The organism is Acidimicrobiales bacterium, from assembly GCA_035316325.1.
GTDB lineage: Bacteria > Actinomycetota > Acidimicrobiia > Acidimicrobiales > VFJN01 > DASXTK01.
The window spans coordinates 1-25,840 of the sequence record DATHJB010000128.1 but is presented as its reverse complement, the minus strand read 5'-3'; the positions used below and the strand labels follow the sequence as shown (position 1 = coordinate 25,840).

At 72.5% G+C, this 25,840-nt stretch carries 29 protein-coding genes; 24 read left to right on the top strand and 5 right to left on the bottom strand.

The annotated features are described in order from the left end of the window. From hisF to VK611_16990, 5 genes are all read left to right on the top strand, one after another. The coding region (gene hisF, locus VK611_17010; protein ID HMG43034.1) for an imidazole glycerol phosphate synthase subunit HisF at window positions 1-721 on the top strand (721 nt) is incomplete at its 5' end. Window positions 722-869: 148 nt separating this feature from the next. Next, the gene (locus tag VK611_17005) at window positions 870-1,214 is read left to right on the top strand and encodes a co-chaperone GroES (GenBank protein HMG43033.1); all 345 of its coding nucleotides are present in this window, start codon (window positions 870-872) and stop codon (window positions 1,212-1,214) included. A gap of 10 nt (window positions 1,215-1,224) precedes the next feature. After that, window positions 1,225-2,067 (top strand): enoyl-CoA hydratase-related protein, encoded by an 843-nt coding sequence (locus VK611_17000; protein ID HMG43032.1) that lies wholly within the window; start codon window positions 1,225-1,227, stop codon window positions 2,065-2,067. A gap of 33 nt (window positions 2,068-2,100) precedes the next feature. Then, window positions 2,101-2,496 carry a phosphoribosyl-AMP cyclohydrolase gene (gene hisI, locus VK611_16995; protein ID HMG43031.1) on the top strand — a complete coding sequence of 132 codons (396 nt, stop codon included), beginning with the start codon at window positions 2,101-2,103 and terminating at the stop codon, window positions 2,494-2,496. A 4-nt stretch (window positions 2,497-2,500) separates the two neighbouring features. Next, complete coding sequence (locus tag VK611_16990; GenBank protein ID HMG43030.1) at window positions 2,501-4,027, top strand: chorismate-binding protein; 1,527 nt, start codon at window positions 2,501-2,503, stop codon at window positions 4,025-4,027. Window positions 4,028-4,068: 41 nt separating this feature from the next. Here VK611_16990 and VK611_16985 read toward each other — a convergent pair whose 3' ends face one another. Then, window positions 4,069-4,989, bottom strand: coding sequence for a DUF559 domain-containing protein (locus tag VK611_16985; GenBank protein HMG43029.1), 921 nt, complete (start codon window positions 4,987-4,989; stop codon window positions 4,069-4,071). A gap of 119 nt (window positions 4,990-5,108) precedes the next feature. Between VK611_16985 and VK611_16980 the strand changes: the two genes are divergently transcribed. From VK611_16980 to VK611_16925, 12 genes are all read left to right on the top strand, one after another. Beyond that, window positions 5,109-5,462, top strand: coding sequence for a hypothetical protein (locus VK611_16980; GenBank protein ID HMG43028.1), 354 nt, complete (start codon window positions 5,109-5,111; stop codon window positions 5,460-5,462). After that, window positions 5,459-6,367, top strand: coding sequence for a glycine cleavage T C-terminal barrel domain-containing protein (locus tag VK611_16975; protein ID HMG43027.1), 909 nt, complete (start codon window positions 5,459-5,461; stop codon window positions 6,365-6,367). The genes VK611_16980 and VK611_16975 overlap by 4 nt, the downstream gene beginning before the upstream one ends. Window positions 6,368-6,383: 16 nt before the next feature. Beyond that, window positions 6,384-6,911: a J domain-containing protein gene (locus tag VK611_16970; protein ID HMG43026.1), complete on the top strand. Its 528-nt coding sequence runs from the start codon at window positions 6,384-6,386 to the stop codon at window positions 6,909-6,911. 96 nt (window positions 6,912-7,007) lie between these two features. Next, a complete protein-coding gene (trpC, locus tag VK611_16965) occupies window positions 7,008-7,796 on the top strand; it encodes an indole-3-glycerol phosphate synthase TrpC (GenBank protein HMG43025.1) in 789 nt (262 codons plus the stop codon). Between the two features lie 5 nt (window positions 7,797-7,801). Then, window positions 7,802-8,461, top strand: a complete 660-nt coding sequence (locus VK611_16960; GenBank protein ID HMG43024.1) for a methyltransferase — start codon at window positions 7,802-7,804, stop codon at window positions 8,459-8,461. Between the two features lie 49 nt (window positions 8,462-8,510). Beyond that, the gene (locus VK611_16955; GenBank protein ID HMG43023.1) at window positions 8,511-9,185 is read left to right on the top strand and encodes a phosphoribosylanthranilate isomerase; all 675 of its coding nucleotides are present in this window, start codon (window positions 8,511-8,513) and stop codon (window positions 9,183-9,185) included. Continuing rightward, entirely contained in the window at window positions 9,182-10,369 is a 1,188-nt protein-coding gene (trpB, locus tag VK611_16950) for a tryptophan synthase subunit beta (GenBank protein HMG43022.1), read from the top strand. Before VK611_16955 ends, trpB begins: the two co-directional genes overlap by 4 nt. Then, the gene (gene trpA, locus VK611_16945; GenBank protein ID HMG43021.1) at window positions 10,366-11,142 is read left to right on the top strand and encodes a tryptophan synthase subunit alpha; all 777 of its coding nucleotides are present in this window, start codon (window positions 10,366-10,368) and stop codon (window positions 11,140-11,142) included. The genes trpB and trpA overlap by 4 nt, the downstream gene beginning before the upstream one ends. 172 nt (window positions 11,143-11,314) lie before the next feature. Then, a complete protein-coding gene (locus VK611_16940) occupies window positions 11,315-11,908 on the top strand; it encodes a helix-turn-helix domain-containing protein (GenBank protein HMG43020.1) in 594 nt (197 codons plus the stop codon). Continuing rightward, window positions 11,905-13,461, top strand: a complete 1,557-nt coding sequence (locus VK611_16935) for an AarF/ABC1/UbiB kinase family protein (protein ID HMG43019.1) — start codon at window positions 11,905-11,907, stop codon at window positions 13,459-13,461. The genes VK611_16940 and VK611_16935 overlap by 4 nt, the downstream gene beginning before the upstream one ends. Continuing rightward, complete coding sequence (locus tag VK611_16930; GenBank protein ID HMG43018.1) at window positions 13,458-14,783, top strand: MFS transporter; 1,326 nt, start codon at window positions 13,458-13,460, stop codon at window positions 14,781-14,783. Before VK611_16935 ends, VK611_16930 begins: the two co-directional genes overlap by 4 nt. An 18-nt stretch (window positions 14,784-14,801) precedes the next feature. Further along, a complete protein-coding gene (locus VK611_16925) occupies window positions 14,802-15,011 on the top strand; it encodes a type II toxin-antitoxin system VapB family antitoxin (protein ID HMG43017.1) in 210 nt (69 codons plus the stop codon). A gap of 118 nt (window positions 15,012-15,129) precedes the next feature. On the opposite strand, the gene VK611_16920 is transcribed toward VK611_16925, so the two are convergent. Next, the gene (locus VK611_16920) at window positions 15,130-15,801 is read right to left on the bottom strand and encodes a dienelactone hydrolase family protein (protein ID HMG43016.1); all 672 of its coding nucleotides are present in this window, start codon (window positions 15,799-15,801) and stop codon (window positions 15,130-15,132) included. Between the two features lie 121 nt (window positions 15,802-15,922). Between VK611_16920 and VK611_16915 the strand changes: the two genes are divergently transcribed. From VK611_16915 to VK611_16895, 5 genes are all read left to right on the top strand, one after another. After that, window positions 15,923-16,354, top strand: a complete 432-nt coding sequence (locus VK611_16915; protein HMG43015.1) for a globin — start codon at window positions 15,923-15,925, stop codon at window positions 16,352-16,354. Between the two features lie 22 nt (window positions 16,355-16,376). Continuing rightward, on the top strand, window positions 16,377-17,099 hold the full coding sequence (locus VK611_16910) for a slipin family protein (GenBank protein ID HMG43014.1): 723 nt from the start codon (window positions 16,377-16,379) through the stop codon (window positions 17,097-17,099). Window positions 17,100-17,119: 20 nt separating this feature from the next. After that, complete coding sequence (locus VK611_16905) at window positions 17,120-18,016, top strand: ABC transporter substrate-binding protein (GenBank protein HMG43013.1); 897 nt, start codon at window positions 17,120-17,122, stop codon at window positions 18,014-18,016. Window positions 18,017-18,019: 3 nt separating this feature from the next. After that, entirely contained in the window at window positions 18,020-18,877 is an 858-nt protein-coding gene (locus VK611_16900) for an amino acid ABC transporter permease (GenBank protein ID HMG43012.1), read from the top strand. 96 nt (window positions 18,878-18,973) lie between these two features. After that, on the top strand, window positions 18,974-19,735 hold the full coding sequence (locus VK611_16895) for an amino acid ABC transporter ATP-binding protein (protein ID HMG43011.1): 762 nt from the start codon (window positions 18,974-18,976) through the stop codon (window positions 19,733-19,735). 77 nt (window positions 19,736-19,812) lie between these two features. Here VK611_16895 and VK611_16890 read toward each other — a convergent pair whose 3' ends face one another. Then, window positions 19,813-21,123, bottom strand: coding sequence for a DUF1501 domain-containing protein (locus VK611_16890; GenBank protein HMG43010.1), 1,311 nt, complete (start codon window positions 21,121-21,123; stop codon window positions 19,813-19,815). Between the two features lie 5 nt (window positions 21,124-21,128). After that, window positions 21,129-22,898, bottom strand: coding sequence for a DUF1800 domain-containing protein (locus VK611_16885; GenBank protein HMG43009.1), 1,770 nt, complete (start codon window positions 22,896-22,898; stop codon window positions 21,129-21,131). A gap of 102 nt (window positions 22,899-23,000) precedes the next feature. On the opposite strand from VK611_16885, the gene VK611_16880 reads away from it, so the two are divergent. Further along, on the top strand, window positions 23,001-23,822 hold the full coding sequence (locus VK611_16880; GenBank protein ID HMG43008.1) for an isocitrate lyase/phosphoenolpyruvate mutase family protein: 822 nt from the start codon (window positions 23,001-23,003) through the stop codon (window positions 23,820-23,822). A 99-nt stretch (window positions 23,823-23,921) separates the two neighbouring features. Here the strand turns inward: VK611_16880 and VK611_16875 are convergent, their stop codons facing one another. After that, complete coding sequence (locus tag VK611_16875; GenBank protein ID HMG43007.1) at window positions 23,922-24,803, bottom strand: LLM class F420-dependent oxidoreductase; 882 nt, start codon at window positions 24,801-24,803, stop codon at window positions 23,922-23,924. A 77-nt stretch (window positions 24,804-24,880) separates the two neighbouring features. Here VK611_16875 and VK611_16870 point away from each other — a divergent pair, with 77 nt between their 5' ends. Then, window positions 24,881-25,657 carry a VOC family protein gene (locus VK611_16870; protein ID HMG43006.1) on the top strand — a complete coding sequence of 259 codons (777 nt, stop codon included), beginning with the start codon at window positions 24,881-24,883 and terminating at the stop codon, window positions 25,655-25,657. Window positions 25,658-25,840 lie beyond the last annotated feature (183 nt).

Here is a 25,840-nt window from a genome sequence, read left to right as displayed (position 1 = left end):
TCGGGTGGTGAATGGCGTCAACTTCGTGGGCCTGCGCGACGCCGGCGACCCGGTGGAGCTGGCCGCCCGCTACGACGCAGAGGGTGCCGACGAGCTGGTGTTCCTCGACATCACCGCCTCGTCCGACGGCCGCGAGACCATCGTCGACCTGGCTCGGCGCACCGCCGAGCAGGTGTTCATCCCGTTCACGATCGGCGGCGGGGTCCGCTCGGTGGGGGACGCTCGGCAGCTGCTGCGGGTGGGCGCCGACAAGGTGGCGGTCAACACCGCCGCGGTCGACCGGCCCGATCTGGTCAGCGAGCTGGCCCGGGAGTTCGGCGGCCAGGCGGTGGTGGTCGCGATCGACGCCCGCCGGCGGGCCGACGCCTGGGGCCACGAGGTGTACGTGCACGGTGGCCGCACGCCGGCCGGGCTGCGGGCGGTCGACTGGGCGCAGGAGGTGGTCGAACGGGGTGCGGGCGAGATCCTGCTCACCTCGATGGACCGCGACGGCACCAAGGTGGGGTTCGACCTCGACCTGACCCGGGCCGTCAGCGACTCGGTCCCGGTGCCGGTGATCGCCAGCGGCGGCGTCGGGACGTTGGACCACCTGGTGGAGGGCGTCCTCGACGGCCACGCCGACGCCGTCCTGGCCGCCTCGATCTTCCACTTCGGCCACCACACGATCCGCGACGCGAAGAAGACCCTCGCCGCTGCGGGAGTCACCGTCCGCCCGTCGTGAGTCAGTAGGTCGAGTAGTGCCGACTCGACTCGGGTCGGTGGAGCAGCGCGAGGATCCACACGGCGAAGGCCAGGGCCGCCCTGGGGCCACGAGAGTCTGGCGTTCGGTGGTGTAGCTGGTGTCGTGGCCAGGCGGTACGGTCGTTCGGGTGACCGAGGGCGTGCACACCAACGGCGAGAAGCTGCCGATCAAGATGCTGAACGACCGCATCCTGGTGAGGCTGTCGGCGGCCGACGGCGAGCGGCGGACGTCGGGCGGCATCCTGATCCCGGCGACGGCGCAGATGTCGAAGCGGCTGGCGTGGGCCGAGGTGGTCGCCATGGGCCCCAACGCCCGGGCCATGCAGGTGGGCGACCACGTGCTGTTCAACCCCGAGGACCGCTACGAGGTCGAGGTGCGCGGCGACGAGTACATCATCCTGCGCGAGCGCGACGTCCACGCCGTGGCCTCCGTGCGCCTCGGCGAGAACGCCAGCACCGGCCTCTACCTGTAGCCCGACGCTCATGGACCTCCGTGCCGTCCGCTACGAGGTGGGCGACGGCATCGCGACCGTCACCCTGAACCGCCCGCACCGGCTCAACGCCTGGACCGGCCGGATGCACACCGAGTACCGCTGGGCGCTGGCGCAGGCCGAGGACGACCCCGGGGTGCGGGTGGTGGTCGTGACCGGCGAGGGGCGGGGCTTCTGCGCCGGCGCCGACGCCCAGGCCCTCGAGCAGCACGCGGAGGCCGGGGGCTACGACGACGGCGTGCGCGAGCCTCCGGCCGAGCCCGGCTACGGCGTCCGCCCCGAGTTCGACCACGCCTTCGCCTTCCACTTCGGCATGGCGAAGCCGGTGATCGCCGCCGTCAACGGGCCGGCGGCGGGCGTCGGTCTGGTGCTCGCCTGCTTCTGCGACCTGCGCTTCGCCGCCACCGGGGCCAAGCTCACCACGTCGGCGCCGCGGCTGGGGCTGCCCGCCGAGTACGGCCTGTCGTGGGTGCTGCCGCGGCTGGTGGGGACGGGCCACGCCGTCGACCTGCTGCTGTCGTCGCGGGTCGTCCTGGCCGAGGAGGCGGCGACGATGGGCCTGGTCAACAAGGTCCTGCCGCCCGACGAGCTGCTGCCGTTCACCTACGGCTACGCCCGCCGGCTGGCCACCGAGGTGTCGCCGGCGTCGACCCGGGAGGCCAAGCGCCAGATCTACGGCGACCTCCTGCACGGCGACGTCGGGGCGTCGGTGGAGCGGTCGGTGGGGCTGATCGACCGGATGATGGGCGAGGCCGACTACGCCGAGGGCGTCCGGGCGTACGTCGAGAAGCGGCCACCCCGCTTCGGTGATCCGCCGGGCCCGCCCGGGGCGTAAACCGTGTCGGGGGGCACGGAGCGCGGTCGTAGCATGTCGCCCGTGCCCGCCACGACACCCATCGACGCCACCGAAGAGCAGCTCGCCCAGGTCAGCTACAACGACGACGGACTCGTCCCCGCGATCGTGCAGGACCACGACTCGGGGCAGGTGTTGATGATGGCGTGGATGAACGACGAGACCCTGCGGCTCACGCTCGCGGAGGGCCGCACCGTGTTCTGGAGCCGCAGCCGCAAGGAGGTGTGGCGCAAGGGCGAGACGTCGGGCGACGTCCAGTGGCTCAAGGGCGCCTACTACGACTGCGACGGCGACACGCTGCTGCTCTCGGTCGACCAACAGGGCGCCGGCGCCTGCCACACCGGTGAGCGCACGTGCTTCTTCCGCTCGTTCGGCTCCACCTCCACCTCTACCGCCACCTCCGCTTCCTGACCCCGTGGTCTCACCCTCCCGTGACGACTTCCGGGCACTGGCCCGGAGCCACACGGTCATCCCCGTGTGGCGTGAGCTGCTGGCCGACCTGACCACCCCCGTCGCCGCCTTCGCCCGGGTGGTGGGCGACGAGCCCGGCTTCCTGCTGGAGTCGGTCGAGCACGGCGAGGCCCGCTGGAGCCGCTGGTCGTTCTGCGGCCGCAACCCGCTGGCGACGCTCACCGCCCGGGGCCTCGACGTGTCGACCACGGGCACCCTCCCCGCTGGCGTGCCCCGTGACCAGGGCATCCTCGCCGCGGTCGAGGCGGTGCTGGCCGCCTGGCGGGCGCCGACGCTGCCCGACCTGCCGCCCTTGCACGGCGGGCTCCTCGGCTACCTCGGCTACGACGTGGTGCGGGAGGTGGAGCACCTGCCCAACGTCCCCAAGGACGACCTGGGCCACCCCGACGCGGTGGTGTCGGTGATCGGCCAGATCGCCGCCTACGACCACTGGCGCCAGCAGGTGGTGCTGATCGACAACGTGATCGCCCCCGAGGGCGCGACCGACGCCGAGCTGGACGAGCTGTACGACTCGGCGGTCGTGCGGCTGGAGCAGTTCGCCGCCGATGGCACCCGGGGGCTGGCCGAGCCGCTGGTCGAGCCGCCCCGGGCCGACGAGCCGCCGCCCGACGTCCGCTCCACGATGGGCTCGGACCTGTACTGCCGGGCCGTCGAGACCGCCCGGGAGCACATCCTGGCCGGCGACATCTTCCAGGTGGTGCTGGCCCAGCGCTTCGACTTCGACCTCGGCGCCGAGCCGTTCGACTTCTACCGGGTGCTGCGCCAGGTGAACCCGAGCCCGTACATGTACTTCGTGCGGCAGCCGGGGCTGACCCTCGTGGGGTCGTCGCCGGAGCCGATGGTGCGGGTGAGCGAGGGGCGGGTCATCTCCCGCCCGATCGCCGGTACCCGCCGCCGGGGGCGCACCGACGAGGAGGACGCGAGGCTGGCGGGGGAGCTGCGGGAGCACCCGAAGGAGATCGCCGAGCACGTCATGCTGGTCGACCTGGCCCGCAACGACGTGGGTCGGGTGGTCCGCTTCGGCACCGAGCAGATGGACGAGTACCTCACGCTGGAGCGCTACAGCCACGTGATGCACCTGACGTCGCAGGTGTCGGGCGAGCTGGCGGAGGGGCGCACGTCGGCCGACGTGCTGCGGGCGACGCTGCCGGCCGGCACGGTGTCGGGGGCGCCCAAGGTGCGGGCGATGGAGATCATCGACGACCTGGAGCCCACCAAGCGGGGCCCCTACGCCGGCGTGGTGGGGTACCTCGACTTCTCCGGCAACGTCGACACGGCGCTGGCGATCCGGACCCTGGTGGTCGACGATGCCGGCCGCGCCTCGGTCCAGGCCGGCGCCGGCGTCGTCGCCGACTCCGTCCCCGAGCACGAAGACCTGGAGTGCCACAACAAGGCCCGCGCCCTGCTCGCCGCGGTCCCCGCCGCCCGCCGCATGTCCGCCGCCCGCCGCACCGCGGCCACCCGCCCGTAATTGCGACAGAATCCGCCCGAAACGGGCCGATTCTGTCGCAATTACAGGTGAGGTCGCCCCTTCAGGGCGGCCCGCACCTCGCTCACGAGCTCCAGGCGCCGTTCGGTGTAGTCGCGCCAGGTGAAGCGGAGCACCGTCCATCCGGCCAGCACGAGGGCGTTCTGTCGGACGTGGTCGTTCTCCCACACCTCCCGGCGCAGGTGCACCGTTCCGTCCAGTTCGATCGCGACCCTCGTCCCGGGGTAGGCCAGGTCGAAGCGGTAGCAGCGACCGTCGACCTGCAACTCGTGTTGCAGGACCGGGGTCGGCAGGCCCGCCTCGCAGAGGAGGACGTGCACCAGGCGCTCGAAGACGCTCCCCGTGACCGCCGTCTCCCGGTAGTGGCTCTCGACGAGGGCGCGCAGCGTGCCGACCCCGTCGCGGCCGCGTCGGGCGTGGAGCACCAGGCAGTCGAGCAACCGGTCCCAGTCGGTGAGGGCCCGGCGGCGGGCGTCGTCGGTGGCCAGCAGGACGACGTTACGGGGTGCGACCGCGCCGAGGTCGAGCAAGGTGCGCTCGATCGGGGTGGTCGGGATCCCGGACCGGCGGACGGTGACGACCCGGTCGAGGTCGCTGCTCTGGTGCACCCGGATGCCCTCCCGGCGGTAGCGCCGCTCCCGGGGGACGGTCAGCTCCGGGGCGCTCCTCCGGCATCCGTCGAGGCCCCAGAGCACGGCGGCCGCCCGGTGTGACGCCACGGCGCCGTCGCCGGCGGAGAGCACGTAGGCCAGGAGCTGCGACTCCCAGGTGGATGCGGCGCCGCCGAGGCGCACCACCTGTGGGTCGACCCGCACCCAGTCGCCGCCGTCGACCCGCCGGGACACGACCTTGCGGGAGGCGCCGAGGTCGACGAGTTGCCGAACGGCGGCGACACCGTGCTGCCGGCGGAACAGGGTGGCGATCGCCGGATCGAGCTTCGGCACGGCTCTCCCATCGGGGTGATGGGGGAGGTCAGTCGGACGCTACGTCGAAACTGCGACGAAATCGGCCCATTTCGGCCATTTTCTGTCGCAATTTCGCTCGCCGAGCTACGGTCACCCAGGTGGGCGCGGAGGGGGAGGACGACCCGACGCCGGTCGTCCGCGACCGGTCGCCGGTGGTCTGGGAGGACCGACGGTTCTCGCCGGCGAACGAGCCGCCGGGCTGGTGGGAGCACCGTCGGGCGCGGCACCCGTACCTCACCGGTCTGGCCGTCGGCATCCCGTGGACGGCCTGGTGGCTGCTCCTGAACCCGACCAGCCGGTGGCCGTGGCTGACGGGTTTCGGCGTCTTCTGGTTTCTCCTCGGTGGGCCGCTGCTAGAGGTCTGGCTCTGGCGTGACGGTGGGCCGAGGCGGAGGGGGTACGACGAGAGAGTGCGGGTATCCGAGGGTGGCGCTGCCACACTGGGCGGATGACCGACGTGGGCATCGTGGACCTCTATGTGACGCTCGGGGCCGTGGAGGTGTCGAGGGACGTGGTGCGGGTGTCGGGGCCGGACGCGGTGGCCTACCTGCAGGGTCAGCTGAGCCAGAACGTGGAGGATCTCGACGTCGGGGCCACCACGTGGACCTTCGTCCTACAGCCCACCGGGAAGGTGGATGTGTGGGGACGCGTGACGCGAACGGCCGACGACACGTTCGTACTCGATGTGGAAGCAGGATCGGGTGAGTCGTTGGTGGGACGGTTGAAGCGGTTCCTGATGAGGACCAAGGCGGAGGTCGAGCTGCTCGACGACTGGCGCTGCATCGTCCTCCGAGGCCCCGGCGCCGTCGAGGCGGCCGCCGCGGCCGAGGTGACCGCCGCCGTGCGGGTGCCCGCCGGCTGGCCGGGCGTCGAGGGCGCCTGCCTGCTCGGCCCCGACGTCGCCCTCCCTGCCGGCATCCCCCTCGTGTCGCCGGAGGCCGTCGAGGCCACCCGCATCACCGCCGGCGTGCCCGCCATGGGCGCCGAGCTGACCGAACGCACCATCCCCGCCGAGGCCGGCCAGTGGGTGATCGACGCCTCGGTCGACTTCACCAAGGGCTGCTTCACGGGCCAGGAGCTGGTCGCCCGCATCGACAGCCGGGGCGGCAACGTCCCCCGCCACCTGCGGGGCCTGGTGCTCGACCCCGAGGCGACCCTGCCGGCCCCCGGGAGCCGGGTGCGGGTCGGCGACGCCGAGGTGGGGGAGGTCACGTCGGCGGCGTACTCGCCTGCTCTCGGGGCGCCCGTCGCCCTGGCCTACGTCGGACGGTCGGTCGAGCCGCCTGCCGAGGCCACGGTCGTCACCGACGACGACAAGGCCGCGGCCCAGGTCCGGCAGCTGCCCCTCGTCGGCTGAGCCGCGGGTCGATCCCATGAGCACGGCGGGGTACGAGCCCAACCATTACCAGGTGCTGGGCGTCGTGGAGTCCGCGTCGGCCAAGGAGATCCGCCTCGCCTACCGCAAGGCCGCCCGGGTCCGTCATCCCGACGCCGGGGGCAGCCAGTCGGCGATGCAGGAGCTCAACGTCGCCTGGACGGCCCTGCGCGACCCCGCCCGCCGGGCCGTCTACGACGAGTTCCTCGCCGTCAACCGGCGCCGCAGGAGCGGCCGCCGGGCCGAACCGGCCGCCACCCCGCTGTGGGCCGCCGAGTGGACCGAGGTGGTGGAGGACCTGTCGGCCGACCTGCTCGACGACCGCCCCATCGGCCCCACCTACGCCCCCGAGGGCTGGTGGGCGTTGCTGCCGCCGGCGGCGCTGCTGGGGGCGATCGGCCTGCTGGTCGGGGCGTTCTTCTTCGCCTCGACGGCCCTGCTGGTGTTCTCGGGGATGGGGTTCTTCGTGGCGTTCGGCCTGTTCGTGATGGCCCCGATGTGGGCGATGACCCGCAGGCGGCGCTGAGGCCGACCGAACGGGAGGCCGCGGCCCGAGCGGCCCGGTGCCGCAGGCGCCATGAGCGGGGAGCATTCTCTCCCGACCGGTAGCGTCGATCACCGCATGACCACCTACCTCGACCGGATCCTGGCCGCCCACCAGGCCGCGGCGGCCGACGACACCCGGTCGCTCGACGCCCTGGTCGAGCAGGCCCGAGCTGTCCCGGAGCCCACCCGGGGGTTCGCCGCCGCTCTCCGGGGGGCGACGCGGCCGGCCGTGATCGCCGAGGTCAAGCGCCGCTCGCCGTCGAAGGGCGACCTGGCCGCCGACCTCGACCCCGCCGCCCTGGCCGTGGCCTACGCCCGAGGCGGCGCCGCCTGCCTGTCGGTGCTCACCGACCGGGAGTTCTTCGGCGGCTCGCCCGACGACCTGCAGGCCGCCCGCCGCGCCAGCCCCACCCTCCCCACCCTCCGCAAGGACTTCACGGTGACCGCCACCGACGTCGCCGACGCCCGCCTCATGGGCGCCGACGCCGTGCTGCTGATCGTCGCCGCTCTCGACGACGCCGAGCTGGCCGACTTCCACGCCCTCGCCGGCGAGCTCCGACTCGACGCCCTGGTCGAGATCCACGACGAGGGGGAGCTGGAGCGGGCCCTCGCCGCCGGGGCGACACTGGTGGGCGTCAACCAGCGTGACCTGGTCACGTTCCAGGTCGACCACGAGCGGGCGGTCCGGGTGGGCAAGGCCATCCCCGACGACGTCCTGAAGGTGGCCGAGTCCGGCATCCGCGGCCCCGACGACGCCCACGCCCTCGCCGAAGCCGGCTTCGACGCCATCCTCGTCGGCGAGTCGCTGGTCACCGCACCCGACCCCGCCGTCGCACTGGCGGCGCTCCGCAACGTCGTAGCGTAGAGCCCGTGCGGGATTGGGTGGACTGGCACCGGGCCTACGACCAGCGGGGATCTTCGCTGCACAAACGGCTGATGGTGGTGCGGCAGCTCGTGGCCGAGGCTCTCGACGACACGCCGAACCGGCCGCTGAAGGTAGTCAGCATGTGCGCCGGCCAGGGCCGTGACGTCATCCCCGTCCTCGCCCGCCACCCCCGGCGCCACGACACGGACCTCCGCCTGGTGGAGCTCGACCCCCGCCTCGCCCGTCACGCCCGCGAGCGCGCCCGCCGGGCCGGCCTCGACCGCGTCGAGGTGGTGACCGCCGACGCCGGCCTCACCGACGCGTACGCCGGCGCCGTGCCCGCCGACCTCGTGCTGGTGTGCGGCGTGTTCGGCAACGTCACCGACGACGACATCGCCTTCACCATCGAGCAGCTGCCCCGGCTGTGCGCCGAGGGTGCCGTCGTGGTCTGGACCCGCAACCGGGAGCCCGTCGACATCATCCCCAAGGTGCGGAAGTGGTTCGCGGCCGCCGGGTTCGGCGAGCTCGCGCTGGTGACGCCGCCCGGGGTGACGTTCGCGGTGGGCGCGCACCGCCTGCTCGGCACGCCGTCACGCCTCGCGCCCGGCGTCCGCCTGTTCGAGTTCCTCGACGAGCAGTTGCCCCTGCCCCGGGCCGCGGGCTGAATCCGAATCATCTTCGGAGGGTCGCCGCGGGCCAAGTACCCTGCCTGCGGTGTTCGTGAAGATCTGTGGCCTGACCAGCGAAGAGGACGCCCTCCTCGCGGTCGCCATGGGGGCGGACGCCGTCGGCTTCGTGTTCGCCCCGTCGGCCCGCCAGGTGGCGCCGCAGAAGGTGGCCGACATCGTGAAGCGCCTGCCGGTCGACATCACCACCGTGGGCGTGTTCCGCGACGAGGCCGCCCAGCGGGTGGTCGACATCGTCAACCAGACCGGGCTGCGGGCGGCGCAGCTGCACGGCTTCGAGTCGCCCAACGAGGCCCGCTGGATCCGCCAGCGGGTGCGCACGGTGCTCAAGGCGTTCCCGGCCGGCGACCCCCGCCTGGAGCACGCCGACGACTGGGGCGCCGACGTCATCCTCATCGACTCGGCCACCCCCGGCTCCGGCGAGGTGTTCGACTGGTCGCTGGCGGAGGGCGCCCCCAGCAACCGGCGGGTGCTGATCGCCGGCGGCCTGACCCCGGCGAACGTGGGCGACGCCATCCGGCGGATCCGGCCCTGGGGCGTCGACGTCTCCAGCGGCGTGGAGGCCAGCCCCGGCCACAAGGACGCCCGCAAGCTGAAGGCCTTCCTCGACGCGGTCCGCCACGCCGTCAGGGACGCCGAGCCGCCCGAGTACGCCCGCGACACCGCACACCGACCCTTCGACTGGGCTGACGACCTCTCATGACCGACGAACCCGAGCCCACGCTGATGGGCGACCCGGGGGAGCGGGGCCGCTTCGGCGAGTTCGGCGGCCTCTACATCCCCGAGACGCTGGTGCCCGCCTGCCACGAGCTGGAGGCGGCGTTCCGCGAGGCCTGGGTCGATCCGGGCTTCCGGGGCGAGCTCGACCGCCTGCTGCGCGACTACGCCGGCCGCCCGTCGCGCCTCACCGAGTGCTTCAACCTCTCCGCGGTGCTGGGCTGCCGCATCCTGCTCAAGCGGGAGGACCTCAACCACACCGGCTCCCACAAGATCAACAACGTCCTCGGTCAGGCGCTGCTGGCCCAGCGGATGGGCAAGAAGCGCCTGGTCGCCGAGACGGGCGCCGGCCAGCACGGGGTGGCCACGGCCACGGCCGCGGCGCTGCTGGGCCTCGAGTGCATGGTGTACATGGGCGAGGTCGACATGGAGCGCCAGTCCCTCAACGTGTTCCGCATGCGGCTGCTGGGCAGCGAGGTGCGCCCCGCGTCGTCCGGGAGCCGCACCCTCAAGGACGCCGTCAACGAGGCGCTGCGCGACTGGGTCGCCACCGTCGAGACCACCCACTACTGCCTGGGCTCGGCGATGGGCCCGCACCCGTACCCGTGGATGGTGCGCGAGCTGCACCGGGTGGTCGGCGACGAGGCCCGGGAGCAGTGCCGGGCGCTCACCGGCGGCGACCCCGACGTCGTCGTCGCCTGCGTGGGCGGCGGGTCGAACGCCATCGGCATCTTCTCCGGGTTCGTCGACCTGCCCGACGTCGAGCTGGTGGGCGCCGAGCCTGCCGGCGGCGCGGCGCTGGGCCACGGCATCCCCGGCGTGGTCCACGGCTCCCGGTCGTTCCTGCTGCAGACCGAGGAGGGCCAGGTGGTGGAGGCCGAGTCGGTGTCCGCCGGGCTCGACTACCCGGGTGTCGGCCCCGAGCACGCCCACCTCAAGGCGACGGGCCGGGCGGAGTACCCCTCGGTCACCGACCCCGAGGTGCTGGAGGCCTTCGAGCTGCTGGCCCGCACCGAGGGGATCATCCCGGCGCTGGAGTCGGCCCACGCCCTGGCCTGGGTCAGTCGGGAGCGCGACCGCCTGGCCGGCAAGACCGTGCTGCTGAACCTGTCCGGCCGCGGCGACAAGGACGTCGCCCAGGTCGCCGCCCTGATGGGACACGACACATGACCGACGGCTCCCACCTCGAGAAGGTGCTGCGGGCCGCCCGCGACTCGGGCCGGAAGCTGCTGGTGCCCTACGTGACCGGCGGGTTCCCCGGCTGGGAGCGGGTGGTCGAGGCCGTGGCCGACGCCGGTGCCGACGCCATCGAGGTCGGCATCCCGTTCTCCGACCCGGTGATGGACGGCCCCACGATCCAGGAGGCGTCCGAGCAGGCGCTGGCGGCCGGGGCGACGCCGATGGGCATCGTCGACGAGCTCGGCCGGCTCGACGTGGGCGGCGTCCCGCTCGTCGTCATGACCTACTACAACAGCGTCCACCGGGTGGGCCACGAGCGCTTCGCCACGTCGCTGGCGGCCTCGGGGGTGAGCGGGGCGATCGTCCCCGACCTGCCGCTCGAGGAGGTCGGTCCGTGGGCCGAGGCCGCCGACGCCGCCGGTGTCGCCACCGTGCTGCTGGCGGCCCTCACCGGGTCCGACGAGCGGTTGCGGCGGGTGTGCGAGCGGTCCCGGGGCTGGGTGTACGGCATCGGGCTGCTGGGCGTGACGGGGGAGCGGGCCCAGCTGCAGCGCGGCGCGGTGGAGATCGCCACCCGGCTCAAGGCCCTCACCGACAAGCCGGTGCTGGTGGGCGTCGGCGTGTCGAACGCGGCCCAGGCCGCCGAGGTGGCGCAGGTGGCCGACGGCGTGATCGTGGGCTCGGCCCTGGTCCGTCGCCTGCTCGACGGCGGTGGCCCGGAGGCGGCGGCCGAGTTCGTCGCCGAGCTCCGCGCCGCCCTCTGAAATTGCGTTGATTCGCCCGCTCTATGCGGGTTTTCGGACGCAATTTGCCACGGGGGGAGGGGCGTGTGACGCATGTTGCATTGACCGTGTGAGTTACCGGCAGTAGAAAATCGAGCGCGCGTTCGGTTTGGGGGGTGACGTGCCGAAGGTCAGCGAGGCTCACAAGGAACAGGTGCGACGGCACCTACTCGACGCCGCCTGGCGCGTGATCGAGCGGGACGGCGTGGACGCGACCACGACCCGCGCCATCCTCGACGAGGCCGACATGTCGGCCGGCGCCCTCTACAGCTACTTCTCCTCGAAGGGCGAGCTGCTGCGGGTCCTGACCGAGGAGAAGGTCAACGAGTCCCTCACGCTCGTCGCCGCCGAGGGCCGGCCCGACGAAGGCGAGAGCGGCCTGCTCGTGCGCTTCGCCGAGGACCTCCTGACCCGGCCCGAGCGGTCGCCGTCGCTCACGCTCTTCCGAGCCCGGATGACGGGCGACGCCGAGACCGACGACGTCGTCCGCGACATCAACCGGTCGATGGTCGAGCGCTTCGCCCCGCTGGTGAGCGCCGCCCAGCGGTCGGGCGGCTTCGATCCCTCCCACGACCCCGAGGCGCTGGTCGAGCTGGTCGACCTGGTGGTCGATGGCCTCAACCGCCGCCATGTCAGCGGCACCTTCGCGACGAGCTTCGAGCGCGTCGGCCAGCTAGCGGTTGCCCTGTTCCTCGGTGCGCTCCAGCCCGAGGATCCACCTTCCGAGCAGCAGGAGCAGGACACATGAGCGAGCCGAAGCCGAAGCGGACCCGGGCCGAGGAGATCGACCAGGCGCTGCTGCTCACACCGATGCAGCTGCCGTCGCCCAGCGCCGCCCAGCTCACCCGGCGCATCGCCGTCGCCCTCGGGTCACTGAGCCGGCACATGGCCGTCGCCCGGCGCCGGGGCCCGCTCGACCGCCAGTCGGTCGCCGTGGCGGTCCGCAAGACGTTCGACGACCTGGGTGGCACCTTCACCAAGTTCGGCCAGCTGATCGCCTCGTCGCCCGGCCTGTTCGGCGACGACGTGGCCGACGAGTTCCGGGGCTGCCTCGACTCCGGCCCGCCCGTGCCGTTCCGCCAGCTGCGGCAGGCCATCGAGAAGGACCTGGGCAACCCGATCGGGGAGATCTTCGCCCACATCGAGCGGAAGCCGCTGGCCGCGGCGTCGCTGGCGGTGGTGCACAAGGCGACCCTGGTCGACGGCCGCGAGGTGGCGGTGAAGATCCTGCGGCCGGGCATCAAGCGGTCGCTCGCCACCGACCTGGCCACCCTGCGCCCGATCGCCGACTTCGTGGGCCGCCAGGTGGCCGTGGGCGTGGCGGGCACGCTTCCCGCCCTGATCAGGGGGCTGGGCGCCCAGCTCGCCGAGGAGGTCGACCTGGCCAACGAGGCCCAGTGCATCCGCTGGTTCCGGGCGCTGCTCGACGGCATCGGCGCCCAGATGATCAAGGTGCCCGAGCCCGTCGACGAGCTGTGTGGCAACCGCACGCTGGTGATGGAGCTGATCGAGGGCGTGCCGATCGACGACGACGAGGGCATCGCGGCGATGGGCGTCGACCCCCGGCCGGCGCTGCGGGAGTGCCTGCGGGCCTGGTTCGCCGGCCTCCTGTGCCTGGGCGCCTTCCACGGCGACATCCACGCCGGCAACCTGCTGATCTGCCCCGACGGCAAGATGGCGGTGCTCGACTGGGGAATCGTCGGGCGTGTGGACGAGGACACCGCGCTGTTCCTGCGCCGGCTGCTCGAGGGCAGCCTGGGCGACGATTCGGCCTGGACCGACGTCGCCCGCTACATCGAGAAGCAGTACGGTGGCGGGCTGGCCAAGACGCTCGGCCTCGACGAGGCGAGCTGGACGGCGTGGGTGAGGGCTTACCTCGAGCCGATGTTCAACAAGCCGATCGGCGAGGTCGACCTGCAGGCGATGATCATGGGCCCGGAGGGCGGACCCCAGGTCGAGCGGGAGCGCAACACCAAGCGGGACCAGCTCGCGTACTGGTGGGAGGAGCGGCGACGGATGCGGGCGCTCATGGCGTCGGACGGCTTCGACGGCGGCTTCGACCGGGCGACGTTCCTGCTGGGCAAGCAGCTGGTGTACTTCGAGCGGTACGGGAAGAAGTACCTGCCGGAGGTGCCGTTGATCGACGATCGCGAGGCGTACCGGGCGCTGCTCGACCTCCTCGGCCCCGCGACGGGCGAGGGGATCATGGTGTCGTCGCTGAAGCTCGAAGCCGCCGCGGCCCTGATCCGGCCGCTCCCCGGTGACGACGACGGCACCCTGCAGGAGGCCGTCCCCTCGTGAGCTTCATCGGCCGTCGGTTCGCGGAGCGGGGCCTGGAGCGCCACCACGTGGTGCTCCTGCTGCTCCTGGGGGCGGCAGCGTTCTTCGACGGCTACGACACCGCGGTGAAGGCGGTGGCGCTCAAGCAGATCCGGGAGACGTTCGACCTCGACCCGTCGGGCGGCTCGGCGATGCTGGCGATCATCACGCTCGGTGCCGTCCCCGCCCTGGCTCTCACCCGCCTGGCCGACCGGGTGGGCCGTCGCACGATGCTGCTGTGGACGGTGGTCGGCTTCACGCTGTTCTCGGGGCTCACCGCGCTCACCCCGAACTGGCAGACGTTCGCCGCCGTCCAGCTGATCGCCAACGTCTTCATCGTGGCGGAGAGCGCCATCGTGTGGACGTACGCGGCCGAGGAGCTGCCGGCCGAGGCCCGGGGTCTCGGCTTCGGGCTGATCGGCATGAACATCGCCCTCGGCACCGGGCTGGCGCCGCTGCTCTACGGGCCGCTCCACGAGGGGCTGGGGCTGAGCTGGCGCTGGATGTACGTGGTGGCGGTGCCGCCGCTGCTGCTGGTGGCCGGGCTGCGGCGCGGCCTCGGCGAGAGCCGGCGCTTCGAGCGGGCCCGCGACGACGGGAACCTGGCGCAGCGCTGGCAGGACATCCTGGCGCCCTCGCACCGGCGCTGGCTGGGGCTGGTGGTGGTGACGACGTTCCTGTTCGCCATGACGTACCAGGTGGGCACGGTGGCGATCGACTGGCTGCAGTCGGAGCGCGACATGAGCGCCACCCTGGCCGGCAACATGATGGTGCTGGGCGGGCTGCCCGGCATCCCGATCATGGTGATGGCCGGCCGTTGGTCGGATCGCTTCGGGCGCCGGCTGGTGGGCTGCGGGTTCGCCGTGCTGGGCCTGGTCGGCGGCGCCGGGTTCTTCTGGCTGCCCGACGGCACGGGGGCGCCGGCGCTGCTGCCGTTCATGTCGATGATGCTGATCGGGACGATGGGGTCGTTCCCGGTGCTGCAGACGTTCGTGACCGAGCTGTTCCCCACGTCGGTGCGGGGCTCGGCGACGGCGTGGTCGTCGACGTCGGCCATCGTCGGCCGCACCGCCAGCCTCGGCATCGCCGCGGTCCTGCTCAAGTTCACCGACCAGACCGTCACCACCACGGTCCTTGCCCTCGGCCCGATCGTCGGCATCGTCATGGTCGCCCGCCTCTTCCCCGACACCCACGGCCGCGAGCTCGAGGAGACCAGCGGCGAGCTCCAGCCCACCGCCACCGCCACCCCCACCGACGCCCCCGAGGAACCCGAAGAACCCGAGTTCGTCCCCCTGCTCACCTAGTCATGCCACCCTGGGTGGATGGCGAGAATCCGCGTCGACATCGACATCGACGACGACTGCGTCCAGAGGATCATGGATCGCTACCAGCTGCGCACGAAGACGGAGGCGGTCGACCTCGCCCTGCGCACGTTGGCGCAGCCGATGACGCTGGAAGAGGCCCAGGAGGTGGAGGGGTCGTGGTCGATCGGTCATGTCCCGGTTGACGACACACCACACGTCGATGAGTGACTTGAGTCGTTTGTGGTCGTTCGGCAGGACTTGAGTCGTCTGTGGTCGGAGACCGATCACTGACGACTCCGCCTCGTCGCGACGACAACGAACGACTCGACGAGGCCAGCCTCCGGGTCTAGGCGTCGGGGTTTGCGGGTGGGGCGAGGTGGTGGTGGAGGAAGTCGAGCGTGCGGGACCAGGCGAGGGTGGCCGCGGGTTCGGCGTAGGTGGGGCGGTCGGACTCGAAGAACCAATGCTCGGTGGCGGGGTAGTGGTGGAAGGTCACGTCCTTCTCCAGGAGGCGCAGCTCGGCCTCCAGGAGGGTGAGCTCGTCGTCGGGGACGAGGTCGTCCTGCTCGGCGTAGTGGCCCAGGAACGCCGAGGTCGCCGGGGCCATGTCGACGTTCTGCGCCCCGTAGAACGTGACGGTGGCGCCCACGAGGGCGTGCTCGCGGCTGGCCAGCCACAGCGCCCACGACGCCCCCATGGAGAAGCCCAACACGCCGACCGGGGCGTCGGGCGTCGCCGGCAGCCCTCGCAGCTTGAACAGGCTGGAGCGGACCAGCGCCAGCGTCTCGTCCATGTCGGCGTCGGCCAGCATCGCCCGGGCGACGTCGGGGTCGTCGGTGGTGCGGCCGCCGAGCAGATCGGGCGCCAGCGCGACGAACCCCTCGTCGGCCAGGCGGTCGCACACCTGCTTGAAGAACGGGGTCAGGCCCCACCACGAGTGCAGGACCAGGACGCCGGGACCGCTGGTCAGACCGTCCGGGAGCACGAGATAGCCGGAGCCGGCACGTCCTGAGGGCATGTGCCGGAGAGTACCGGCCTCGGCGAAGCCCGAGTCCGCTTGGGGCGGCGGCGGGGTGGTTGGATGGGTACCGGACGGGTCGTGGACAGGGGCACCTCGTGGTCCCAGTACGCTCCGGCACGTGGCTACCGAGGGACGTGACGGGGAAGTCGAGGCACCTGAGGGGTCCCGGCCCACCACCGTCTACGACATCCTCGGCGGCATGGGGTTCTTCCAGGAGCTGGTGGAGCGCTTCTACAAGCGGGTCGCCACCGACCTCCTGCTGCGTCCCCTCTACCCCGACGACCTCAGCGGCTCCAAGCGCCACCTGGCCCTCTTCCTGGCCCAGTACTGGGGCGGGCCCACGACGTACTCCGACGAGCGCGGCCACCCCCGCCTGCGGATGCGCCACAATCCCTTCGTGATCGGCGAGCCCGAGCGCGACGCGTGGCTGCGGCACATGAACGCCGCCATCGACTCGCTGCTCGACGAGTGCGACGTCCATCCGGCCGTCGAGGCCCGCCTGCTCGACTACATGGCATCGGCCGCCGACGCCATGGTCAACGCGCGCTGAGGCGCGCCCGAGGGAGGCCAGGGTGAGCAGCAGGCTCGGGGTGGCGATCGTCCACCAGTACCAGAAGGGGGTCGTCTTCCGGCTGGGGAGGCTCCGCAACGTCCGCGATGCGGGCATCCGCTTCATGATCCCGCTGGTCGACGTGATGGAGAAGGTGAGCCTGCGCACGGTCACCATGCCGATCCAGTCGCAGCAGATCATGACCAAGGACAGCGTCTCGATCGGCGTGGCCGCGGTCGCCTACTTCCGGCGGACCGACCCGGTGAAGGCGATCCTGGAGATCGAGAACGTGAACTCGGCGGTCTACGAGATCGCCCAGACGACCGTGCGCAACATCGTCGGCCGCTCGTCGCTCGACCACGTGCTCAGCGAGACCGAGACGCTCAACGAGCACATCAAGACCGTGCTCGACCACACCGCCGAGCGCTGGGGCGTCGTCGTGCAGATGGTGGAGCTCAAGGACATCGAGCTGCCGCAGTCGATGCAGCGGGCCATGGCCAAGGAGGCCGAGGCGGAGCGCGAGAAGCGGGCCAAGATCATCGCCGCCGAGGGCGAGGCGCTGAGCGCCGGGCGCCTGGCCGAGGCCGCCGACGTCATCCAGGCCCACCCCGTGGCGCTTCAGCTGCGCAACCTGCAGGTGCTGGCCGAGATCGCCATCGAGAAGAACTCCACGATCCTGTTCCCGGCGCCGTTCATGGACAGCCTGCGGGCCGTCGAGCACTTCCTCGACTCGGAGCGCCCGTAGTCGGCGCAATAATGCCCGGCATGGCGAGACGTACGACAGCACTTCTCCTCGCCGTCGGGCTCGTGGCGTTCACGGCGGCCTGCGGCGACAGCGAGGACGACGACGAGGCGACCCCGGACGGCGACAGCACCACCGAGGAGGAGGGGGCGAGCGCGACCGACTGCAGCGTCGACGCCCTGGAGCTGGTGAACGACACCGTGCTCACCGTCGGCACCGACAGCCCGGCGTTCCCACCCTGGTTCCAGGACGACGACCCCGCCAACGGCGAGGGCTTCGAATCGGCGGTGGCCTACGCCGTCGCCGACGAGATGGGCTTCGACGAGGGCGAGGTCACCTGGACGGTGGTCGGTTTCAACAACGCCATCGCCCCCGGCGAGAAGGACTTCGACTTCGACATCAACCAGGTGTCGATCAGCGAGGAGCGCGAGGAGGCGGTCGACTTCAGCGACCCCTACTACGAGACCAACCAGGCGCTGGTCGGCTACGAGGACTCGCCCGCGGCCGACGCCACCACGCTGGAGGACCTCCAGGGCCTGAAGCTCGGCGCCCAGGTGGGCACCACCAGCCTCGACTTCATCATCGACGTCATCCAGCCCGACGCCGAGCCGTCGGTCTACAACGACAACAGCCAGGCCAAGGCGGCCCTCGACGCCCAGCAGGTCGACGCCGTGCTGTTCGACCTGCCCACGGCGTTCTACGTGAGCTCCGTCGAGATGGAGGGCACCAAGGTCATCGGCCAGTTCCCGGCCGAGGCCGGCGAGGGCGACGCCTTCGGCCTGGTCTTCACCGAGGGCGACCCGCTGCGCGACTGCGCCAACGAGGCTCTGGCTCGCCTGAAGGAGAGCGGCCGGCTCGACGACATCGAGCAGGAGTGGCTGTCCGACGTGGTCGACGCCCCGGTGATCCCGGTCGAGTAGCTGGTGGAAGTCGCACCGCCCGTGCGTCCGGCGGGGCCGACCCGCCGGGCGCTGGCGGAGCGGGCCGAGCGCCGGCGCGCCACCCTGATCGCTGCGCTCAGCACCCTGGTGGTGGGCGGCCTGCTGGTGGCGGCCGTGGTCAGCGCCCCCGGCTGGGACGAGGTGCGGGCGAGCTTCTTCTCGTGGGACGACCTCACGGCGTCGCTGGCCGACGTCGCCCCCGCCTTCTGGCTGAACGTGAAGGTGTTCCTGATCGCCGAGGCGTTCATCCTGGTGTTCGCCCTGCTGCTGGCGCTGGCCCGCAGCTCGCGGGGCCCAGTGCTGTTCCCGGTGCGGGTCCTGGCGGCCGTCTACGTCGACGTGCTGCGGGGCATCCCGGTGCTGCTGGTCCTGTTCCTCCTCGGCTTCGGCGTGCCGGCGCTGCGCCTGGAGGGCGTGCCCAACGACCCGGTGTTCTGGGCGACGGTGGCGCTGGTGATGAGCTACTCGGCCTACGTGTCGGAGGTGTACCGGGCGGGGATCGACTCGGTGCACGAGTCGCAGCGGGCCGCGGCCCGGTCGCTGGGGCTCAGCGGGGCCCAGGCCATGTGGCACGTGGTGCTGCCCCAGGCGGTCCGCCGGGTGATCCCGCCGCTGCTCAACGACTTCATCGCCCTCCAGAAGGAGACCGCGCTGGTGGGCGTCCTGGGCCCGATCGAGGCGGCCCGGCAGGCGCAGATCTACTCGGCCCGGGAGTTCAACTTCACGTCCTACGTGGGCGCGGCGCTGCTGTTCCTGGCGATCACCATCCCGCTGACCCGCCTCACCGACTACCTGGTGTCCCGGCAGCGCACCCGCATCTCCGGCGGTCGGCTTGCCTGAGCGAGCGGCCGTCCGTAGCTCGCCCTTGCGAGCGAGGCCCGGCGAAGAGCGAGCGCGGCCCGAGCGGCCCGGTGCGAAGCGCCAGGAGCGGGGAACGTGAGTGCGAGTGGCGTGACCGGCACCGAGAAGCTGCGGTTCGAGGGCGTGTGGAAGTCGTTCGGCGACCGCGACGTCCTGCAGAGCATCGACCTGACCCTGGCGGTCCACGAGGTGGTGTGCCTGATCGGGGCGTCGGGGTCGGGCAAGTCGACCCTGCTGCGCTGCGCCAACCTGTTGGAGCCCATCGACGACGGCGCCATCCTCCTCGACGGCGAGGACATCTCGCTGCCGGGCCTCGACGACGACGCCATCCGCCGCCGGTTCGGCATCGTGTTCCAGTCGTACAACCTGTTCCCGCACCGCGACGTGCTGGCCAACGTCACGCTGGGGCCGCGGCGCGGCCGTCGCATCGCCCGGGCCGACGCCGAGGCCCGCGCCGACGAGCTGCTGGCCCGCTTCGGGCTGGCCGACAAGCGCCACGCCTACCCGGACCAGCTCAGCGGCGGCCAGCAGCAGCGGGTGGCGATCGTGCGGGCGCTGGCGATGGACCCCGAGGTGATGCTCCTCGACGAGATCACCTCGGCCCTCGACCCCGAGCTGGTGGGGGAGGTGCTGGAGGTGGTCGCCGAGCTGAAGGCGGGCGGGATGACCATGCTGATCGCCACCCACGAGATGGGCTTCGCCCGCGACATCGCCGACCGCATCTGCTTCCTCGACGCCGGCCGGATCCTCGAGGACGGCCCACCGGCCGACCTGCTCACCAACCCCCGCCACGACCGCACCCGCCGCTTCCTCGACCGCATCCTGTCCCGGCCGTGAGCCACACCGAAACCTCGACACAGGTGGCGTCATAGCCACCATCTCCGTCGAGATTTCGGGTCGGGGCGGGGCGGGGGTCAGGCCATGATGCCGAGGGGCTGGAAGCGGTGGTCGGGGAAGACCGAGGCCATGTCGGCGGCGGAGAGGCCGAGGCGGCCGGTGACCACGTCGCCGAGCACGTTGCGATAGTCGTTGGAGCCGGGGACGTCGCCCTGGTCGCGCACCTCGGGGGCCAGCCCCTGCCAGTTGCCGTGGATGGTGCCGCCGTTGAGCTTGCCGCCCATGAGCAGCACCGCGGCGCCGTGGCCGTGGTCGGTGCCGGCGCTGGCGTTCTCCTCGATGCGCCGCCCGAACTCGGTCATCACCACCACCGTGACCTGCGACAGCTTGTCGCCGAGGTCGGCGGCGAAGGCGGCCAGGCCACCGGACAGCCGCTCGAACTGGTCCTTGAGCAGGCCACCGTCGACCGAGCCCTGGTGCCCGTGGGTGTCCCAGTCGCCCAGGTCGATGCAGGCGACCCGCAGCCCGGTCCCGGCCTTGACGAGGCGGGCCAGCTCGGCCAGGCCCTTCCCGAAGTCGCCCTCGGGGTAGCCGGTGGTGGTCGCCGTCGTGTCGGCGGCGAGCTGCTCGACGGTGGCGAGGGCGCCGAGGGTGGTGGTGACGTCGTGCATCAGATCGGGGTCGACGCCAGTGTAGAGCTTGCCGAGCGCCTCGATCGTCTGGTCGTGGATGCCCTCCCAGCCGGCGATCGTGAACTCGGCGACCTCCGACAGCGCGATCGACGGCTGGTCGCCGGTCAGCGCCCGTTGCATCCCGTGGCCCTGCGCGACCGAGCGGAAGCTCGTGCCCGGGCCCAGCTTGTCGAGGACGCGGTCGAGCCAGCCCTCGGTGGTGCCCGTGGTGGCACCGCCCCGCTCCAGGCAGTCCTGCGCCTGGAAGTGGCTGCGGGAGATGTCGGGGGTCGACACGGCCGGCACCGCGGTGAGCTGGCCGCGCTTCCACAGCTCGTGCAGCGGCGCCAGCGACGGGTGCAGCCCGAACCCGCGGGCGAGCGGCAGCAGCGACTGGCTGCGCACGGCGAGGTTGGGGCGGGCCTCGAGGAGGTGCGGGTCGTCGGCCGGGACGACGGCGGACAGCCCGTCCATGCCGCCCCGCAGGAACACCACCACGAGCGTCCCCTCGGTGGCCTGGGCGGCGAACGACGCCCGGGTGGTCACCAGCGGGGATGCCGCGGCGCCGGCCATCCCTGCCAGCACGCGCCGGCGGGTGACCAACGAGCCCCACAGGTCGCGCCGGAGGCGTTCGTCGTCGGCGACCTGCGCGGCGCGCGCCTGCAGCAGCCGGTCGGGTGAGGGCGGGGGCGAGGGCGGGTGGTCGGACGGGGTCATGGGGATCACCGCAGCGAGAAGTAGGGCGAGTCGAGGATCAGCGGGGCGAGGTGCTGGGCCATGCCGTTGGGGTCGTCGAGGCCCGAGCCCGCCGTCGGGGCCGCGGGGTCCTTCCCGACGAAGGCGAGCAGGGCGTTGCGGTGCTCGGCGCCGAACCCCTGGAGGCAGAGCCGGTTGCACAGGCTGTCGACGTACTCGCCGACCGTCGCCGCCGGCCGCCCCGCCACGAGCTCGACGGGCGCCGGGTAGGTCAGCCCCTCCTGCCAGCCCTGCACCAGGCTGCGGTGGAGGTTCCAGCCGTGCAGCAGGGCGCTGGTGGAGCGCCAGGCCTGGCGGACGTCCGGGTAGCCGTCGGGCGACGGCCACGCCAACGGTCGCTGCCCCATCTGGTTCGCGTACCAGTACAGGGCCTCCACGGCCTTGGCGGTGTCGGCGCCCGGTCGCACGCCGACCGCCCGGGCCGAAGCCACCACGTTCTCCAGCGGGCGCCGCACCTTCTGGCCCACCGCCGCCCAGAGCTCGCCGGAGCGGAACAGGACGTCGAGCATGGGCTTCACCTCCGTGCCGGAGTCGAGGTACGCCTGGGCCATGCGCTCGACCAGGACGTCGGAGGGGGCGTCGGCCACCAGCCGCACGGCCAGCTTGCGGGCGATGCCGTGCGCCGTCGACGGGTGCGACGCCAGGTAGCGCAGGTAGGCGTCGCCCACCTCCAGGCCGCCCTCCCGGGTGGGGTTGGGGTGGGTGAAGTCGAGCACCGTCACCGGGTCGATCCAGTGCTTCTCGGCCACGAAGGCGAAGGCGGCACCCGAGCCGCCCATCTCCATGTCCGACATCATCTCGGAGGTGTTCACCGAGCGGCCGGTGAGGATGTAGGCGCTGTTGCGGACGTCGTCCTCCGTGTAGCCGGACGCCACGCCCACGGTGTGGAGCTCCAGCAGCTCGCGGCCCAGGTTCTCGTTGACCGAGTCCTTGTCGGACAGGTCGTTGGAGAGGTACTTCAGCATGGCCGGGTGGCGCATGGCGGCCAGCAGCATGTCGGTGAACGAGCCGAGGGCGTGCGGGCGGATCACGTCGTTGTGGTACGACGGGCCGGCGTCCCAGCCGGCACCGCTCGGTGTCGCCACGTTCAGGTGGTTGGCCCAGAAGTCGACCATCACCTCGAACAGCTGGCGCTGCGACCAGATCTGGCGGCCGAGGGTGGCCTGCCCGTAGGCGAACATCGCGTCCCACGTGTATTGGTCGATCGAGCGGACGACCTCGTCGGGGCTCATGCCGGCGAGCGGGAACTGCCCCCACACGCCTTCGGCCTCGTCGTCGGGGATCGACTGGGGGTCGAGCTGCTCGGCCAGCCACGCGTCGATGCCCTTGGCGTGGACCTCGTCGACCAGGGCGGGCGTCGGGCCGAAGGTGGCGCGCCGCAGCAGGTGGAGCGCCGGATCGTCGGTGGCCAGGATGGTCGGCGTGGTGACCTTCGTGGCGGCGGCCGCCTCGCTGGCGGTGGCGAACAGGGTGGCGTCGGCGACGGCGACCTCGGGGGTGCCGGCGGCGTAGCTGGCGTCGCGGCTGGCGAAGCCGCCGGCCTCGCTGGCGCGGTGGGCGGCCGGTCGCGACACCAGCTTCGGGGGCGGCGGGCCGACCGTCAGCGTGGCGTCCGACCGGAAGGGACCTTTCGTGAAGGCCCAGGCGGCGGCGGTCACCGACCCGACCCCGGCGCCCGCGAGGCCCAGCAGCTTGCGCCGGCTCGGCCCAGCGCTGTCCGTCGAGTGGTCGGTCATCAGGACTCCCCAACTCCCCAGAAACCCAGTCCCGCCGGGGATCATAGGGCCCGAGCGGGTGGCGCGCTCGGGCTCTCGGGGCCGCGTCGGTAGGGTCGCCGGGTGACCGACACGACGAAGGCCGAACGATTCCTGGCGCTCCACCACGGCGACTCGCCGCTGCTGCTCGCCAACGCCTGGGACGCCGGGTCGGCCCGGCTGCTGGAGTCGCTGGGGTACAAGGCGCTGGCCACCACCAGCAGCGGCTTCGCGGCGACTCTGGGCCGGCTCGACTACGCCGTGACCCAGGAGGAGGCGCTGGCCCACGGGGCGGCGATCGCCGGCGCGGTCGACGTGCCGGTGTCGGCCGACCTGGAGAACTGCTTCGCCGACGATCCCGCCGGCGTCGCCGAGACCGTCCGGCTGGCGATCGACGCGGGGCTCGCCGGCGGGTCGATCGAGGACTTCACCCGCCGGCCCGACGACCCGATCTACGCGGCCGGGGAGGCGGCCGAGCGGGTGGCGGCGGCGGTCGAGGCGGCGCAGCCGGGTGACGAGGGCCTGCGCTACGTGCTGACGGCCCGGGCCGAGAACTACCTCCACGGCCGGCCCGACCTGGCCGACACCATCGCCCGGCTGCAGAGCTTCCAGGAGGCGGGCGCCGACGTGCTCTACGCCCCGGGCGTGAGCGCCCCGGACGACGTGCGCGAGCTGGTCCGCTCGGTCGACCGCCCGGTGAACGTGCTGGCCCTGCCGGGCGGGCCGACGGTCGCCGAGCTGGCGGAGCTGGGTGTGGCCCGCGTGTCGGTGGGCGGCGCCTTCGCCTACGCGGCCTACGGCGCCCTGGTCGCCGCCGCCAAGGAGCTGCAGGACCAGGGCACCTACGAGTTCTGGACCACCGCCGGGGTCGGCGGCCAGGCAGCCAGAGCCGCGTTCCGTCCCTGACAGCCCGAGTCATTCGTGGTCGCCGCGGCGAGGACGAGTCGTCTCTGGTCGGTCTCCGACCACGAACGACTCGAGTCCCACTAGGCGACCACGGATGACTCAAGCTGCGTATGCCGGGAGGATCGCCGAGAGCTCCTTCCAGGCGGGGACGGGGAGGGCGCGCTCGTCGCCGCTCCACAGCACCTGGACGGCGACGTGGTCGGCCCCGGCGTCGAGGTGGGCGTCGATGCGCTGCTTGACGGTGTCGAGGTCGCCCCACGCGACCAGGGCGTCGACCAGCCGGTCGCTGGCGCCGTCGGCGAAGTCGTCGTCGTCGAAGCCGAGCCGCCGCAGGTTGTTGAGGTAGTTCGGCAGCGTCATGTAGATGGCCAGCGAGCGGCGGCCGGCCCGGCGGGCCTCGTCGGCGTCGGTGGTCACCACCACCTTCTGCTCGACGGCCAGCAGCGGTCCCTCGCCCAGCTGCTCCCGGGCGATGGCGGTGTACTCGGGCGTCACCAGGTAGGGATGGGCGCCGGCCGAGCGCTCGGCGGCCAGCGCCAGCGCCTTGGGGCCGAGGGCGGCGAGGACGCGCTCGCCGACAGGGACGGGCACCTCCGCGGCGTCGAGGTCGTCGAGGAAGCTGCGCAGCCGGCTGAGCGGCTTCACGTAGCTCTCCTCGGTCATCGCCTCGACGAGCACGGCGTGGCTCGACCCGAGGCCGAGGATGAAGCGGTCCGGGTAGGCGGTGACGAGGCGGTGGTGGTTGGCGGCGACGACGGGCGCGGGGCTGGTCCAGACGTCGAGGATCCCGGTGGCGACGATCAGCCGCTCGGTGGCCGCCAGCAGCGCCTCGGGCCGGGCCAGGTCGCCCTGGGACCATCCGCCCAGCCAGACGGCGCTGTAGCCGCAGTCCTCCAGCACGGCGGCGGCGGCGCTCGCCTCGGCAGGGTCGTTGGGCATCGCCCCGGTCCAGATGCCGATCTTCCCGAGCTGTGCGGCCATGTCGAGTGGTCCTTCCGTAGCGGTCGCCCAACGAGAACGTCCGGGGACGCCGGGGGATTCCGCGCCAACATGGGCGGATGCCGACCCGTCTCTGGAGCATCGTCGTCGATGCCGCCGACCCGCTCGTGTTGGCCCGCTTCTGGGCGGCCGCCCTCGACTGGGAGATCCTGTACGAGTCGCCCGACGGCGACGAGGTGGCGGTGGCGGCGCCCGTCGGCGAGCTCCCCGACGACACGCCCGGCCTGGAGTTCGTGCAGGTCGACGACCCGAAGGTCGGGAAGAACCGGGTGCACCTCGATCTGGCCTCCCGGTCGAGCGACCACTACGACGCCGAGCTCGCCCGGTTCCAGGGCCTCGGCGCCACGCCCATCGACATCGGCCAGGGCGACGAGGTGGGCTGGGAGGTGCTCGCCGACCCCGAGGGCAACGAGCTGTGCCTGCTGGGGCCCCGGTCGACCTACGCCGGGCCGTGGGCGGCGATCGCCGTCGACTGCGCCGATCCCGCGGCTCTGGCCCGGTTCTGGAGCGAGGCCATCGGCTGGGAGGGGAAGCCCGACGGCGACGACGGCTGGAGCCTCCGTCCGCCCTCGGGTCGGGGGCCGCAACTGGACCTCTTCCGGGTGCCCGACGGGCCCAAGACCGTGAAGAACCGCCTCCACCTCGACCTGGCGCCCGGCCCCGACGGCGACCTGGCGGCCGAGGTGGCGCGGCTGCAGGCACTGGGCGCGGTGGCCGTCGACGTCGGCCAGGGCGACGAGGTGAGCTGGGAGGTGCTCGCCGACCCCGAGGGCAACGAGCTGTGCGTCCTCACGCCACGGGCGTCGTTCCGGGAGGTGCACCGGTCCACGTCGTGAGCCGCCGTGTCGCCGGTGACGACGAGCACGGGCGAGGATGAGGTCATGCGACGCGTCGTGTGCGAGGCCGTGGGGGACCTGGGCGGGCTGAAGGTGGTCGACGAGGACCCGCCGGTGCCGCGGGCCGGGCAGGTGCTGGTCGACGTGGCGGCGGCGGGTGTGAACTTCGTCGACGGGCTGTTC

Bases quoted from the DNA above. Each gene is read 5' to 3' on its own strand.
- VK611_17000 (HMG43032.1), top strand. From the start codon at position 1,225: ATGGACCTCCGTGCCGTCCGCTACGAGGTGGGCGACGGCATCGCGACC.
- hisI (HMG43031.1), top strand. From the start codon at position 2,101: ATGTCGCCCGTGCCCGCCACGACACCCATCGACGCCACCGAAGAGCAG.
- VK611_16975 (HMG43027.1), top strand. From the start codon at position 5,459: ATGACCGACGTGGGCATCGTGGACCTCTATGTGACGCTCGGGGCCGTG.
- VK611_16970 (HMG43026.1), top strand. From the start codon at position 6,384: ATGAGCACGGCGGGGTACGAGCCCAACCATTACCAGGTGCTGGGCGTC.
- trpC (HMG43025.1), top strand. From the start codon at position 7,008: ATGACCACCTACCTCGACCGGATCCTGGCCGCCCACCAGGCCGCGGCG.
- trpB (HMG43022.1), top strand. From the start codon at position 9,182: ATGACCGACGAACCCGAGCCCACGCTGATGGGCGACCCGGGGGAGCGG.
- trpA (HMG43021.1), top strand. From the start codon at position 10,366: ATGACCGACGGCTCCCACCTCGAGAAGGTGCTGCGGGCCGCCCGCGAC.
- VK611_16935 (HMG43019.1), top strand. From the start codon at position 11,905: ATGAGCGAGCCGAAGCCGAAGCGGACCCGGGCCGAGGAGATCGACCAG.
- VK611_16925 (HMG43017.1), top strand. From the start codon at position 14,802: ATGGCGAGAATCCGCGTCGACATCGACATCGACGACGACTGCGTCCAG.
- VK611_16920 (HMG43016.1), bottom strand. From the start codon at position 15,801: ATGCCCTCAGGACGTGCCGGCTCCGGCTATCTCGTGCTCCCGGACGGT.
- VK611_16905 (HMG43013.1), top strand. From the start codon at position 17,120: ATGGCGAGACGTACGACAGCACTTCTCCTCGCCGTCGGGCTCGTGGCG.
- VK611_16890 (HMG43010.1), bottom strand. From the start codon at position 21,123: ATGACCCCGTCCGACCACCCGCCCTCGCCCCCGCCCTCACCCGACCGG.
- VK611_16885 (HMG43009.1), bottom strand. From the start codon at position 22,898: ATGACCGACCACTCGACGGACAGCGCTGGGCCGAGCCGGCGCAAGCTG.
- VK611_16875 (HMG43007.1), bottom strand. From the start codon at position 24,803: ATGGCCGCACAGCTCGGGAAGATCGGCATCTGGACCGGGGCGATGCCC.
- VK611_16870 (HMG43006.1), top strand. From the start codon at position 24,881: ATGCCGACCCGTCTCTGGAGCATCGTCGTCGATGCCGCCGACCCGCTC.